This window comes from Henriciella mobilis (assembly GCF_003576315.1).
Taxonomy (GTDB): domain Bacteria; phylum Pseudomonadota; class Alphaproteobacteria; order Caulobacterales; family Hyphomonadaceae; genus Henriciella; species Henriciella mobilis.
Genome location: NZ_QWFZ01000039.1, coordinates 156,682 through 170,174 on the forward strand (window position 1 = coordinate 156,682; position 13,493 = coordinate 170,174).

Consider the following 13,493-nt stretch of genomic DNA (forward strand, 5'->3'; position numbering starts at 1 on the left):
ATGCCGGGGGGCGATCAAGATTTACTGCTGGAACTCACAACGGATGTGATTGCTGCATTCGTGTCGAAGAATCCTATACAACAGAACCAGTTGCCCGCTCTTATTCAGGAAGTACATTCGACCCTGAATTCGCTAGCTGAAGGACGTCCAAGGCGAGCGACGAAAGCTGCACCCGCGATATCACCCGCAAAATCGATCACACCGGAATTTCTGATCTGCCTGGAAGATGGCCGTAAACTCAAGATGCTGAAGAGGTATCTGCGCAATCGGTACGGGCTAACACCTGAAGAGTACCGCGAAAAATGGTCGCTTCCGGAGGATTACCCCATGGTCGCGCCGAACTATGCGGCTGAGCGGTCGAAATTCGCAAAGCAGATTGGTCTGGGACGCAAGCAAAAGCCGGCTATCTAGGCGGCCTGTTCCAGACCCAGCTGCTTCCACACAGCGAGAATGGCAGAAACAAGCTCATCCATCATTGCTTCGTCGTGGACGGGGCCCGGCGTAAAACGCAGACGCTCGGTTCCACGCGGGACCGTCGGATAATTGATCGGCTGGACGTAGATTCCGAAGTCGAACAGCAACGTGTCAGAAAGCGCCTTGCACTTTTCCGGGTCACCCACCAGCAGTGGAACAATGTGCGTCACGCTATCCATGACGGGCAGCCCAGCTTTTCTGAACTTTTCCTTCAGCAGCGCCGCTTTTGCCTGATGGTCGGCACGCAGTCGGCGCCCTTCCTCTCCGCGCAGTTTGCGGATGCTGTTCAGCGCTCCAGCTGCCATGACGGGGCATGTAGACGTCGTGAAGATGAATCCGGAGGCCATTGAGCGGATTGCATCAATCACGGATTCGTGCGCCGCAATGTAACCGCCCATCACGCCAAACGCCTTGCCAAGCGTTCCTTCAATGATGTCGATGCGGTCCATCAGGCCTTCGCGCTGCGCGACGCCTGCGCCTTCCTCGCCATACATGCCAACAGCGTGCACTTCATCGAGATAGGTTAGCGCGTTGAATTCATCCGCCAAATCGCAGAGGGCTTCGATTGGACCGATGTCTCCATCCATCGAATAGACGCTCTCGAAGGCAATCAGCTTCGGACGGTCCGCATCGTCATTCTCAATGAGCGCACGCAGATGCTCGACATCATTATGGCGGAAGATCCGCCGATCCGCTCCAGACCGGCGGATCCCTTCAATCATGGAGGCGTGATTAAGTTCGTCCGAATAGATAATCAGACCCGGAAGAATCTTGCCGAGCGTGGAAAGCGTGGCGTCGTTTGCGACATAGCCTGAGGTAAACAGCAATGCGCCGGATTTGCCATGCAGGTCTGCCAGTTCGTTTTCCAGCTCGACGTGAAATCTGGTGGTACCTGAAATATTCCGTGTGCCACCTGAGCCAGCGCCAAAGCTGTCGATCGCCTCATGCATACCGGTCAGGACATCATCGTCCTGCCCCATGCCGAGATAGTCGTTCGAACACCAGACGGTGATTTCCCGCTCGCCATCTTCAAATCGCGCGGTCGCCTTGGGAAAACGACCGCGGTGGCGATGCAAATCGACAAATACGCGGTATCGTCCTTCGTCGCGGATGGACGTCAACGCATCTTCAAATGCCTTCAGGTGTTTCATAATCGCTGTTCCTGTGCACCGGCTCTTCTTTTGCGGCTATATGGCAAACGACAGGCCTTATCTCCATAGGTGATTGTGCGTAAGCCGCAATTGTCGCAGTTGATCGCCGTTAGGCGTCGTAGCCTGGCAACTCGCGATCGAGCTTGCGTTTCAGGCCAGGCCAGACAAGGCGTTCTGTAAGCGTTTCCATGCCGCGAGAGCCTTGCCCCGCCACTTTCTCCTGAATATCACGGTCGCATTCCAGAACACCGTCTCGCCCTGCCGAAAGCGCCATGACCTGCATGTTGCAGGCCCGCTCAAGGAAGAACATCCGCGTAAAGGCCATAGCGGCAGTCGTTCCACATGTCAGCGTGCCATGGTTCTTGAGAAGCATGGTTGACTTTTCCGGGCCGAGATCCGCGACGAGACGCTCACGCTCATCGAGATCGAGGGCTATACCTTCGTAGTCATGGTAGGCGAGGTCTTCGCGCACAATCATGGCCGTTTGCGAAATCGGAAGCAGCCCTTCCTTTTGGGCCGATACCGCCACCCCCTGATCGGTGTGCAGGTGGATCACGACATTCGCATCTTCACGGCTGGCATGGATTGCCGAGTGAATCGTGAATCCTGCAGGATTGATGAAGTAAGGTGAGTCCATGACAATCTGGCCTTCGAGATCGACCTTGACCAGCGACGAGGCCGTGATTTCCTCAAAGAACATGCCATAGGGATTGATCAGGAAATGGTGTTCCGGCCCCGGGACACGATGGGAAATATGAGTGAAGATCATGTCATCCCACCCGTGCATCGCAACGAGCCGGTACAGCATGGCGCAATCGACGCGGGCCTTCCATTCTTCGGCCGAGACTGCATCCTTGACGCTGATTGGTTTCATGTCGTCGGGCAATTGATCCTCCAGATTCTTCTTTTTCTGCCCACACTCTACAGGAAAATAGGCGAACATGGCCAGCGAGAAGAAGTGTTTACTTGACGAGACCTTTTGAGCCGCTGACATGACCGCCATGAAGATTCAGATTGCATTCAGGGCCTCACGCCGGCCCGAAGCCCAGGAAGCGCTGCAAAGACTGACAAAGCGCTACGGTCAGTGCTCAGAAGATGAGGCTGAAATCATTGTTGCGCTGGGCGGCGATGGGTCCATGCTTGAAGCCATGCGCCGCCGCTTCAGCGACCGAAAACCCGTATACGGCATGAACCGCGGCACGGTCGGCTTCCTGATGAACGACTTCGAGGAAGACAATCTCTACGAGCGGATCAACAAGGCCTCAAAGGCCACGCTCGTGCCGCTGAGGATGATTGCTACCGATGTCCACGGCGAACGCTATGAGCGGCTCGCAATCAATGAGGTGTCCCTGTTTCGCGAAACGGCACAGAGCGCGAAGCTCAGCATCCGTGTTGATGGGCGTGAGCGAATGAGTGAGCTCACTTGCGACGGCATCATGGTCGCCACACCTGCTGGATCTACGGCCTACAACCTATCCGCGCACGGCCCGATCCTACCCATCGGTGCCAACCTGCTGGCCCTCACGCCCGTCAGCGCGTTTCGGCCACGTCGCTGGCGCGGTGCCCTGCTCCGGCACGACGCGAAGGTCGAGTTTGATATTGTCGAACCAAATCGCCGTCCTGTCGCCGCCTCGGCTGACAATCAGGAAGTGCGTGACATTGCCCATGTCAGCGTACTCGAGGATCGATCGAAACCGCTCACCATGCTTTTCGATCCAGGCCACGCGCTCGATGAGCGAATTCTCCGCGAGCAATTTGCCTTCTGATCAGACGCCCTGAAAGCCCTGCACTTCGCGGCGCTGTTTCTCTCCTTGGTCGAGGCCCAGCATAAGCACGACGGCAGACGCAACAAAGACCGACGAATAGGTCCCGATGACAACGCCAAAGATGAGCGCGAAGCTCATGCCGCTTAGCACCGTCCCGCCGAACAGGTAGATGCTGAAAAGCGCCAGCAGCGTCGTACCAGACGTCAGAAGCGTCCGTGAAAGCGTCTGATTGATAGCCAGATCAATAACCTTGGCCGGCTCCATCTTCTTATACTTGCGGGCTTCCTCACGAACCCGGTCAAAGACGATCACCGTATCGTTCATTGAGTAACCGACAATTGTCAGCAAGGCTGCGATGGTCGACAGGTTAAACTCGAACTGGGTCAATGAAAACATGCCCATCGTGATGAGGACGTCGTGGAACAGCGCAGCCACGGCGCCAAGGGCATACTTCCACTGGAAGCGCACCGAAATGTACAGCATCATCAGCGCCAGGGCGACGCCGAGCGCGATCAGACCGCTTCGCAGGAGTTCACTGGAAACTTTGGGTCCCACAGCGGCACTGCTCCGGATCTGCACACCGGGGAAGGCTTCTTCCAGCGCAGCGCGCACGCTGTTATTGGCCACCTGTTGCGCTTCTTCCTGATCGACGCCCTCTCCGGCTTGCTGCGTCGCGAACCGAATGACGATGACCTCGACTGCATCGACGCCAGTTCCCCGGGCAGCGTTCACGCCAACTTCACCAAGGTCCAGCGTCTGGAGGACGCTGCGCACATCCTCTTCGTTTACGTCGGCGGGCCTCTCAATCTCGATGACCGATCCACCGGCGAAGTCGATCCCGAAGTTTAGCCCCTTGGTGAAAATCAATCCGAACGAGGCAGCGATCAATAGAAGAGAAAAGACGAAGGCCGGAAAGCGCAACGCCATGAATCTGACATTCGTGCTCTGAGGCCAGTATTGAAGTAGCATCGCTCTATCTCCTCAGATCGACAGCCGGCGCGGCTTGAAGGTTTTCAGCCACATTGCCGTGAACCAGCGCGTTACAACGAAAGCGGTAAAGACAGAGGTCACAATGCCGATGGCGAGCGTGACAGCGAAACCTTTTACCGGGCCAGATCCCAGCATGTACAGAATGGCCGCCGCAATGAACGTGGTGATGTTTGCGTCAAGAATCGTCGCAAGAGCACGTTCATACCCGGCAACAACCGCGGTCGCGGGAGACCGCCCCGATCGCTGTTCCTCCCGGATGCGCTCGAACACAATCACATTGGCATCAACGGCCATACCGATCGTCAGGACGATACCGGCGATACCGGGAAGGGTCAGCGTCGCGCCTAGACCAGAAAGTGCGCCCAGAATGAGGACGATGTTCGCAAACAGCGATCCCACGGCAAAGCCGCCAATCAAGCCATAAGCGATGATCATGAAAACGCCGACCAGCACCAGGCCAATGATACTCGCGCGTGTGCCGGCCTTGATGGAGTCCGCGCCCAGACCCGGGCCAACCGTTCTTTCTTCAATGAAATTCAGTTTCGCAGGCAGTTCGCCCGCCTCGATGATAGCTGCAAGGTCCTGGGCTTCCTGCATGGTGAACTGGCCGGTAATCTGGACATTCCCGCCCCAGATCGGCTCGTTGATCCGAGGGGCTGACATAACCGTTCCGTCGAGGACGATCGCGAAGATCTCGCCGCGGTTATTCGCCGTCGTCCGACCAAAGCGTTCAGCGCCCGCCCCGGACAGACGGAAATCCACGGCCGGAGAGTTGTCGTCTGGATCGTAGCCTTGATTGGCTGTTGCAATGTCGCTGCCCGTCACCACTGGTGTCCGATTAACCAGAATTGGCCGGCCATCCATATCCACCAGCAGCTCCCAGCCCGGCCGCGGCCGCGTGGCTTCCGCGGCACGGATTGCGGAGGGGTCGGTATTGGCCATGTTGAAGGTCATCCGGCCAGCCTGGCTGAGGATGTTCTTGATACGCCGAGGGTCGGCCTCACCCGGGGCTTCGATAACTATTCGCGTATCGCCCTGCGGAGTGATCGCGATCTCGCTGACGCCATCCGGGTCGAGACGCCTGCGAATGATCTCGATCATCTTGTCTTGCGCGTCAGCCGCCAGTGCAGCCATCGCATCGTCAGACACGCGAATGTCGATGAGACGGTCGCTCTGCCGCTCGATGGTCAGAATTTTCTGGCTTCCGACCGCACCGACAGTCGGATTCAGGCGGCGCAACCGACGCAGCGCTTCATCCATGTCTTCGGGATTGTTGAGCATGATCGGCAGCCGGGTGCCCTGTTGCTCGGGCTGCGGGCGTTCAATCAGGGGCGCGCGGTTCAAGGCCTGCACGATATCGGCCTGCAGCGTTTCAAGACGATTGGCTGCAACTTCTTCCGGTTCGATCTCGGTGAGGAGGTAGACACCGCCTTGAAGGTCGAGCCCAAGATTGACTTTCCCCGATGGCATGAATCCGGGCCACCATGACGCTTCAGCCGCTTCCATTTGTTCCTGGTATTCCGCAACAGACTGCGCGTCCGTCGCACCGGTATCCACCGGCCGTACACCAAGAAAGCCGTCGCTAAAGGCATTCGGCAGAGCCAGAAGCCCCCCCCAAAGCAATACGATGGCTATGAGTGCGACTTTCCAGCCCGGAAAATTCAGCATCGACTTCGTCCCTGATTAGCTCAGCTCGACTTGGTGTCGTTGGCCGGAGCAGGTTCGTTCTTGCCGCGAACATCAGCGATCATGCCTTTGACCACGCGCACGCGCACGCCGTCCGCCAGATCTACGCTGAGTTCCTGGTCGCTCACCTTGACGACCTTGCCGATAAGTCCACCGGAGGTGATGACCGTATCACCGCGCGCCACCGCCTCGATCATTGCCTTGTGTTTTTTCTGGCGCTGATTGGCGGGGCGGATCAGCAAAAAATAGAAAATAAGGATGAGCGGAACGAAAAAGATCAGCTGACCAATTAGGCCGCCGGTGGCACCACCCTGCTCCTGCGCAAGTGCGGCTGGCGCACTGCCGATGATCGCCGCGGCAGAAACCGCCATTTTGAGTTTCATTCTCGTTCTCCCCAGATTTTCAGGACCGTGCGTATATCTGTGGAGGGCATACATTGCAAACAAGCCCATTCAATGCGCGATTACAGCAAACTCGAAAAACGAATATGTTAGTAAACGCTCACTTGCTTCCGGCAAAGAAACTGGTATTGTGGCGCAAAGGAGATTTCGTTGATGCCACCACCAGCCAACAATCCGCCAAGACGAGGCGCAAAGCCAAAGATTGAACGCGCCGCATTGAAGCTTTTCGTGGACGAAGGCGTCGATGCCGCGACGACCCGACAAATAGCCAATCAAGCCGGCGTGTCGGAGGGGGCTCTTTACCGGCACTACAAGGGAAAGGACGAACTGGCGCTCGCCCTTTTCATGGAAACCCACAATCGATTAGGCGAAATGCTTAGTGAGGCCCTTTCCCATCCGGGCAGCGTCGAAGAGAGAATCCATCGGGCCGTGTCTTCCTATTGCGGCCTTGCCGACGAGGACTGGCTCCTTTTTTCCTTTCATCTTGTGTCGCTCAACCGCTTTCTCCCTCATGACACGCGTCGCGAAGACGATCCACTGACGAGAATAGAGACGATTCTGGCAGCGATGATGTCCAGCGGCGATATTCCAAAGTCGGACCCGGCGCTCGTGACGGCCATGTGTCTCGGCGTGATCACGCAGGCAGGCCAAAACAAGATCTACAACCGTTTACCCGGCCCGTTCAGTGCTCACGTGGATGCGTTCACGAGAGCCATACTCGCAATCCTGTTTCAGAAGTAAGGCGGACTGTCCCATGATACGAGGCGTGGCCTTCACAGGCATTTACTATGTGCTGTCCTTTTTTTACGTCCTGGCCGCATTGCCGACACTCGCATGGCCGGGGCGCGGCGCGACCACCTTCGTGATCCGTTCTTATACGAGAGCGATTCGACTCGCCCTGCGGTTTGTCGGTGGAATAGGCCTGAACGTGAAAGGTCGGGAAAACCTGCCGGACGGCCCCTTTATCGTCGCAGCGAAGCATCAGAGCTGGGGTGATGGTTTCATGATCTATCCGGAGATCAAAAATCTCGCCTTCGTCACCGGCGATCACCTCGAAAAATTCCCTTTCGTGAAAGGCATCCTCCGGAAACTTGGGGCGATCGTGATTGATACATGCGGCGGAGGTGACCGTAAGGCCCAGTCGCTGGCCAATGGCATGGCCCGTGCGCGTCAGGACGGAAAGCGGATCCTCATCTATCCGGAGGGCCATCTTGCGCCCCCCGGTTACCACTTCCGGTACAAGCCGGGCGTCTGGCACATGCAAAAGTCGATGGACGTCCCTGTCGTTCCGGTCGCGACAAATCTGGGTTGTTTCTGGAAGCAGGAAGAGATTCGAAAAACGCCGGGAAAGGCCACAATCGAATTCCTGGAACCCATCAAACCCGGACTGTCCAAGGATGCATTTCTTTCGGAACTGACCGCGGCTATCGAATGGCGATCGGCTGAACTGATCGCATTGGCTCAAGATCAAGAGCCGTCGACAACAAGATATCTCCCTGATCCCGTCAAAGGGTCTGTGAGCCGTTGAAAACACGAAACTTTTTAGGCGCTACATCTGCTTTTCAATAAACTATTGCCTTTTTTCAATAAGCGGTTATTGTTTATCAATAATCTTATTGAGGAGAGTGAACATGAAAAAGTTTGTTGTTGCTACAGCCGTCGCGGGCTCTATGGGCTCGCTCGCTTTCGCCAGTGCAAGTGACATGGACACATGGCGCGTTGCATCCACATCGGATGAAGGCACTGTGCTGATGGTCGTGTCGGGAACCGACACGAAGGCGGGAACCTTTTTCAGCTGCACCAACGGCACGCTGAAATTTGGTGTCGGCCTGGAAGGTGGAGACCTTGCCGAAACGCTGGCAACCGATACCCATCGCCAGAGCCGCCGCCAGGCCGAGACCACGATCGGTGACGGCGAAACGTTCGAATCCGACTGGACCTACCTGCCTTCCATGAAGGTCGCGATTGCACGTAACGAAGTAACGGCCAAGAAGTTTTACAATGCAGCGGTCCGCAAGGACACCGTGAGCTGGAAGCTCGACCGGAAGTCCGAGATCGAACTGTCATTTCCGGAGCTGAATGACGCGTTCAAGAGCTTCGCGAACGATTGCTCGGTGACGAACCCCGACGCTCAGTAATTCAGCGCTAGACAGTTTTGCCTAAAGTGTGGCGGGAGCGATCGTAACGCTCTCGCCACATCCGCAAGCATCCGTCTGATTGGGATTACGAAACACGAATTTCTCGTGCAGCATTGTTGTCTCGAAATCCACTATTGAGCCAAGCAGAAAGAGAACCGCCTTGGCGTCAACGACGATCTTCACGCCATTGTCCTCGACAATCTCGTCCAGCTCTTCAGGTGCATCGACATAGTCCATAACGTATTCCATGCCTGCACAGCCACCATTCTTGACGCCTACACGAAGGTAGCCCGCGCCTTTTTCTTCCATGATTTCACACACGCGCTCAGCAGCGGCGTCGGAAAGCGTTACAAGTTTGGGTCTTGGTCGTCTGGCCATACCGGTTAGATGAGAAGGCTCACCTTCCCTGTCAACTAGAGCATGTTCAGAGCGAGGCGGGCTTCGTCTGACATTCGCGAAGGATCCCATGGCGGATCAAAGGTAAGCCGAACTTCGACGTCCTTGACCCCATCAACGCCCCGCGCGGCCGTTTCCACCCAGCCAGGCATGTCACCAGCGACAGGACAACCCGGCGCTGTCAGCGTCATTTCGACGTCAACCTTGCGGTCATCATCGATATCGACCTTGTAAATCAGGCCAAGTTCATAAATGTCGACGGGTATTTCCGGATCGAAGACCGACTTAAATGCCGCAATGAGATCGTCGGTGATCCGATTCAGCTCGTCTTGCGGAATTTTGGACGAATCTGCCTCCGCCTCTGGCTGTGCAGAGCCTTCAACAGATTCAGGGAGTCGCATATCGTCTGCCATTCCAATCCTTATAACAGCATGGAGCGCGCTTTGTGGAGAGCATCAATGAAGGCGTCGACTTCTTCCACTGTATTGTAGATACCAAAGCTCGCCCGCGCCGTGGCACTGACTCCTAGATGGGTCATCAAAGGCTGAGCGCAATGGTGGCCTGCACGTACCGCTATACCATACCGGTCCAGCAGCTGCGCGATGTCGTGCGGGTGTATTCCGTCTGCGCTGAAAGAGAGAACGGGCCCCTTCCCGCTTGCCTGTCCGTGCATGCGAAGACCATTGATGCCCGACAGCGCGTCGAATGCCCTCCGGTACAGGCGGTCTTCGTGTTCGGTGATTTCCTCGAAGTCGAACGCGCAAAGCCAATCTATCGCTGCACCGAGGCCAATGGCTTCCAGGATAGGCGGCGTTCCGGCTTCGAATTTGTGTGGCGCTTCATTATAGGTCACGCGATCCTGTTCGACGATTTCAATCATTTCGCCGCCGCCCTGATAAGGGGCCAGCCTGTCCAGGGCTTCGGCGGTTCCGTATAGGGCGCCTATGCCCGTCGGGCCGTAAATCTTGTGCCCCGTCAGCACGTAAAAGTCACAGCCGAGCGCCTCGACATCGATATCGAGATGGACACCCGCCTGACAGCCATCCAACAACACCTGTGCGCCGGCGTCGTGAGCAAGGCGGACTATGCGTGCCGCATCGGTGACCGTACCAAGGACGTTCGACATATGTGTGACTGAAACGAATTTTGTCCGTTCACTCAGCACGTCCTGGTATGCCTGCATGTCCAGCGAACCGTCTTCGAGTACCGGCACCCATTTCAAAACTGCCCCGTAGCGCTCCCTGAGAAAATGCCAGGGGACGATATTGGAGTGGTGCTCCATAACGGACAGCACGATCTCATCGCCTGACTGAATCTGCTGGCCGATGCCGGAAGCGACGAGGTTCATCGCCTCGGTGCCACCCTTTGTGAATATGATATTCTCCGGTGCCGGAGCATTTATGAAGCGCTGAACGACAGCGCGTGCGTTTTCAAAAGCTTCCGTTGTTTCATTCGCCAGCGTGTGGAGGCCACGGTGAACGTTGGCGTATGCATGACTAGCCTGGCCCGTCATGGCTTTCAGGACCGCTTCCGGCTTCTGGGCGCTGGCTGCATTGTCGAGGTAAACGAGCGGGTGTCCATTCACCTCTCGGCGAAGGATCGGAAACTGCTGGCGTATTTGATCAATGTTTAGAGCCATGAGGACCTACTCGCCAGATCCGCGCAGAAAGTCTCGCGACGCATCCAGCAATGTCTGCAGTACATCCGGATGTGCCGTTTCGAGCGCCTCGGCAATGAATGCTTCCGTTAGCATCGCACGGGCCTCAGCGACCGGGATGCCACGCTGGCGCATGTAGAAGAGAGCGCTTTCATCCAGCTGACCTGACGTGTTGCCGTGGGCACATTCAACGTCGTCCGCATAGATTTCCAGCTCCGGCTTGGCGAAGACTTCCGCCCCATTCTCAAGAAGAAGGGCCTGATGCTGCATGTCTGCGTCAGTGTGCTGCCCTACGCTTCGTGGAACGTGAAACTTGCCTTGGAAAACGCCGCGCCCACCATCCGGCACTGCGCCCTTGGTCAGCTGTCGAGTCGTGCAGGATTCCGCGCCGTGCCAAACATGACTCGTAAAATCGACATGCTTGCCATCCGCTGGCAAGTACGCCGCATTAAGGAATGCCGCCGCATTTGGGCCAGAATACCGAACTCGCGTCTCGATACGCGCGACCTTTGCACCGAACGCCAGGGCCGTCTGTTGAAACTCGGAATCCTCATCGAGACTGACCAGCCCTGTAATTGCTGTGGCTTCCTGATGACCGCCAGATTGCAAAAGCGTACGTGACGCGCTCGCCCCTTTTTGCAGGCCGAACTCGACCAGCATGGCACTGAGGCCTGCGCCCCCTGAATGCTGCTCGATGACGTCCACCCGCGCGCCGGGACGGACAACGAATGCGATCCGAGCGAACGCCATTTCCCGGCCGGCGCCGGCGAAGTCAAGAAAGACGGGCCGCTCCTGCGAAGAACTCACTTCAATCTGCAGGATATCACAGGTCTTCGGCTGCCCGGTCTGGCTCGCGGTCAGGGCCGCCATGGGCAACTGTTCTGCATTTCCAAGCGCCTGCGCAGTGTCTTTCTCGAACACACGGAAACCGTCGGGCAAACCGTCTGGGACATCCCAGGACCGCCCATCAAACCTTAGCACTATTGCATTCGCCGGCGGAGCCATGCGCGGTCCCGACTGCGCCGAAGACGCCTCAATCGACTGAATAGATTGCCGAAAGTCGCTCCACTTCCATTGCTCAAGCCGCCGGTGCGGCAAACCCGACTGCGCGAACGCGTCGAATGCCCGCGCGCGCCGTCCGTCTTCAGGCAGCTCACCATATCTCGCGATCAGCTGAAGCTCTGCGGGCGTCGGATCCTGAAAGCGGGTGCGCAGCTCAGCAATTGTCAAACCGGCTCTCCCAGGATGCCATCGTATCCTTCCCGTTCAAGCTGCTCAGCCAGTTCCGGTCCACCGGACTTCACAACCCGGCCCTTGGCGAACACATGAACCTTGTCAGGCCTGATATGATCCAGAAGTCGCTGATAGTGGGTGATCACAAGCATGCCGCGACCCGGGCTCCGCAAGGCATTCACGCCGTCTGAAACCGTTTTAAGTGCATCGATATCGAGCCCTGAATCCGTTTCGTCGAGGATGGCGAAGCGCGGCTCCAGCATCATCATCTGGAAAATCTCCAGACGCTTCTTCTCACCACCGGAAAACCCGACATTGACCGGACGCTTGAGCATTTCAGCATCAATCTTCAATTTTTCGCCTACTTCGCGGGCCTTCTTGATGAAATCTGGCGCTGAAATCTCTTCCTCACCTCGGGCCTTGCGCTGGGCGTTCATCGCGGCGCGCACAAAGGTCATGACGGGCACACCGGGGATTTCGACCGGGTACTGGAAGGAAAGGAACACGCCCTTGGCCGCGCGTTCTTCCGGATCCATGTTCAGCAGGTCTTCGCCCGACAGTGTTGCCGACCCACCATCCACTTCGTAGCCATCGCGGCCGGTCAAAACGTAAGCCAGCGTCGACTTGCCCGCGCCATTCGGCCCCATCACAGCATGGACTTCGCCTGCAGGCACTTCCAGCGTCAGGCCATTGATAATGGACTTGGCTTCGTCGCCCTCACCGATCCGGGCTGTCAGATTTTCGATTTTCAACATGTCGCGGATGTAGAGAGTCGCGCGATAATTTCAAAGCCTGAACTTGCTTATTCAGAGCTTGAATGTCAGCGGATTCGATCCAGTCCATAAAAGTTCGGTCCCGACATGGCCGCTTCGAGGTCGATCGGCGTCACCAGAAGCTCCGCAACGAACTGCAAGCTTTCCTCATTTCCCAATAGAATGCGCTTCAGGGCTGTATTGATGGGTGTGGCGACACCTTGGGGACCAACAAGCACAAATGTATCCAGGCCTGCATCGTCACCATAATGTTCGGTGAAGTAGGGATTGGCGGAAACGAAACGGTCAAATCGCTCCCATCGCCAGTCGAGGGATGAGTTCGCCCGAATGACTTCACCGAGGTAAAGCCCTGCTAACATTACAGAATTATCACCCCGACCATCGCTTATCAGGGATTCGCCAGCCCGGCCGGGCTCTGCCTGAAGCTTGTTGATCGTATGGATATCCCTGAGCCAGGCATCAACCAGAGCAAGGCTCTCAATCGAGAAGTCCAGCCTCGACCGGTCGAGACGGTTCGGCAAAAGGATCAGCTTGCTGCCGGAAGGGGCCAAAAACTCGTCCAGCGCATTTGGAATCTGCGATACACTTATGGTTTCGGATTCACCCAAACGCTTCAGTTCATAAGACGCTGATACCGTAGGAATTTCGGCTCCGTAGCCATCGTAAGGTATGTACCGCGGCTCGGTTGCCGGCTTTGCGGCACACGAGGCCAGCAGAAGTCCACTCAGGAAAAGTATGCGGGGCATGAAGCACGTCAGAATCAGCGAACAGATGCGCAGCATGACCTACCGCCCCTCCATTGACCAGCCAGTCGAAACGACAGGCTTG

The 13,493-nt window shown here is 56.8% G+C and carries 17 protein-coding genes; 6 read left to right on the top strand and 11 right to left on the bottom strand.

What is annotated here, in order from left to right:
- Positions 1-411 (top strand): Ros/MucR family transcriptional regulator, encoded by a 411-nt coding sequence (locus tag D1227_RS17950; protein ID WP_119405670.1) that lies wholly within the window; start codon positions 1-3, stop codon positions 409-411.
- On the opposite strand, the gene hemA is transcribed toward D1227_RS17950, so the two are convergent.
- Positions 408-1,625, bottom strand: a complete 1,218-nt coding sequence (hemA, locus tag D1227_RS17955; protein ID WP_119405671.1) for a 5-aminolevulinate synthase — start codon at positions 1,623-1,625, stop codon at positions 408-410. The genes D1227_RS17950 and hemA overlap by 4 nt on opposite strands.
- Positions 1,626-1,734: 109 nt before the next feature.
- Complete coding sequence (locus D1227_RS17960; protein ID WP_119405906.1) at positions 1,735-2,499, bottom strand: class II aldolase/adducin family protein; 765 nt, start codon at positions 2,497-2,499, stop codon at positions 1,735-1,737.
- A 127-nt stretch (positions 2,500-2,626) separates the two neighbouring features.
- On the opposite strand from D1227_RS17960, the gene D1227_RS17965 reads away from it, so the two are divergent.
- Positions 2,627-3,391, top strand: coding sequence for an NAD kinase (locus D1227_RS17965; protein WP_119377129.1), 765 nt, complete (start codon positions 2,627-2,629; stop codon positions 3,389-3,391).
- On the opposite strand, the gene secF is transcribed toward D1227_RS17965, so the two are convergent.
- From secF to yajC, 3 genes are read right to left on the bottom strand one after another with little or no spacing between them, the layout of a single operon-like run.
- Positions 3,392-4,360 carry a protein translocase subunit SecF gene (secF, locus tag D1227_RS17970; protein WP_119376690.1) on the bottom strand — a complete coding sequence of 323 codons (969 nt, stop codon included), beginning with the start codon at positions 4,358-4,360 and terminating at the stop codon, positions 3,392-3,394.
- 12 nt (positions 4,361-4,372) lie between these two features.
- Positions 4,373-6,049 carry a protein translocase subunit SecD gene (gene secD / locus D1227_RS17975; RefSeq protein ID WP_119376689.1) on the bottom strand — a complete coding sequence of 559 codons (1,677 nt, stop codon included), beginning with the start codon at positions 6,047-6,049 and terminating at the stop codon, positions 4,373-4,375.
- 20 nt (positions 6,050-6,069) lie between these two features.
- Complete coding sequence (gene yajC / locus D1227_RS17980; RefSeq protein WP_119376688.1) at positions 6,070-6,450, bottom strand: preprotein translocase subunit YajC; 381 nt, start codon at positions 6,448-6,450, stop codon at positions 6,070-6,072.
- 171 nt (positions 6,451-6,621) lie between these two features.
- Between yajC and D1227_RS17985 the strand changes: the two genes are divergently transcribed.
- The 3 genes from D1227_RS17985 (at position 6,622) to D1227_RS17995 (ending at position 8,606) form a co-directional block, all read left to right on the top strand.
- A complete protein-coding gene (locus D1227_RS17985; protein ID WP_119405672.1) occupies positions 6,622-7,209 on the top strand; it encodes a TetR/AcrR family transcriptional regulator in 588 nt (195 codons plus the stop codon).
- 13 nt (positions 7,210-7,222) lie between these two features.
- A complete protein-coding gene (locus tag D1227_RS17990; protein WP_119405673.1) occupies positions 7,223-7,996 on the top strand; it encodes a lysophospholipid acyltransferase family protein in 774 nt (257 codons plus the stop codon).
- Between the two features lie 103 nt (positions 7,997-8,099).
- The gene (locus D1227_RS17995) at positions 8,100-8,606 is read left to right on the top strand and encodes a hypothetical protein (RefSeq protein WP_119405674.1); all 507 of its coding nucleotides are present in this window, start codon (positions 8,100-8,102) and stop codon (positions 8,604-8,606) included.
- A 21-nt stretch (positions 8,607-8,627) separates the two neighbouring features.
- Here D1227_RS17995 and D1227_RS18000 read toward each other — a convergent pair whose 3' ends face one another.
- From D1227_RS18000 to D1227_RS20285, 4 genes are read right to left on the bottom strand one after another with little or no spacing between them, the layout of a single operon-like run.
- Complete coding sequence (locus D1227_RS18000; RefSeq protein WP_119405675.1) at positions 8,628-8,984, bottom strand: HesB/IscA family protein; 357 nt, start codon at positions 8,982-8,984, stop codon at positions 8,628-8,630.
- A gap of 35 nt (positions 8,985-9,019) precedes the next feature.
- The gene (locus D1227_RS18005) at positions 9,020-9,403 is read right to left on the bottom strand and encodes an SUF system Fe-S cluster assembly protein (RefSeq protein WP_407646985.1); all 384 of its coding nucleotides are present in this window, start codon (positions 9,401-9,403) and stop codon (positions 9,020-9,022) included.
- Positions 9,404-9,423: 20 nt separating this feature from the next.
- Positions 9,424-10,641 carry an aminotransferase class V-fold PLP-dependent enzyme gene (locus tag D1227_RS18010; protein WP_119405676.1) on the bottom strand — a complete coding sequence of 406 codons (1,218 nt, stop codon included), beginning with the start codon at positions 10,639-10,641 and terminating at the stop codon, positions 9,424-9,426.
- Between the two features lie 6 nt (positions 10,642-10,647).
- Positions 10,648-11,409 (bottom strand): SufD family Fe-S cluster assembly protein, encoded by a 762-nt coding sequence (locus D1227_RS20285; RefSeq protein ID WP_233349950.1) that lies wholly within the window; start codon positions 11,407-11,409, stop codon positions 10,648-10,650.
- On the opposite strand from D1227_RS20285, the gene D1227_RS20290 reads away from it, so the two are divergent.
- On the top strand, positions 11,344-11,637 hold the full coding sequence (locus D1227_RS20290; protein ID WP_233349960.1) for a hypothetical protein: 294 nt from the start codon (positions 11,344-11,346) through the stop codon (positions 11,635-11,637). The genes D1227_RS20285 and D1227_RS20290 overlap by 66 nt on opposite strands.
- A gap of 248 nt (positions 11,638-11,885) precedes the next feature.
- On the opposite strand, the gene sufC is transcribed toward D1227_RS20290, so the two are convergent.
- Both sufC and D1227_RS18025 read right to left on the bottom strand, forming a co-directional pair.
- Positions 11,886-12,647 carry a Fe-S cluster assembly ATPase SufC gene (sufC, locus tag D1227_RS18020; protein WP_119405678.1) on the bottom strand — a complete coding sequence of 254 codons (762 nt, stop codon included), beginning with the start codon at positions 12,645-12,647 and terminating at the stop codon, positions 11,886-11,888.
- A 65-nt stretch (positions 12,648-12,712) separates the two neighbouring features.
- Positions 12,713-13,447: a hypothetical protein gene (locus tag D1227_RS18025; protein WP_119405679.1), complete on the bottom strand. Its 735-nt coding sequence runs from the start codon at positions 13,445-13,447 to the stop codon at positions 12,713-12,715.
- Positions 13,448-13,493: the final 46 nt, after the last annotated feature.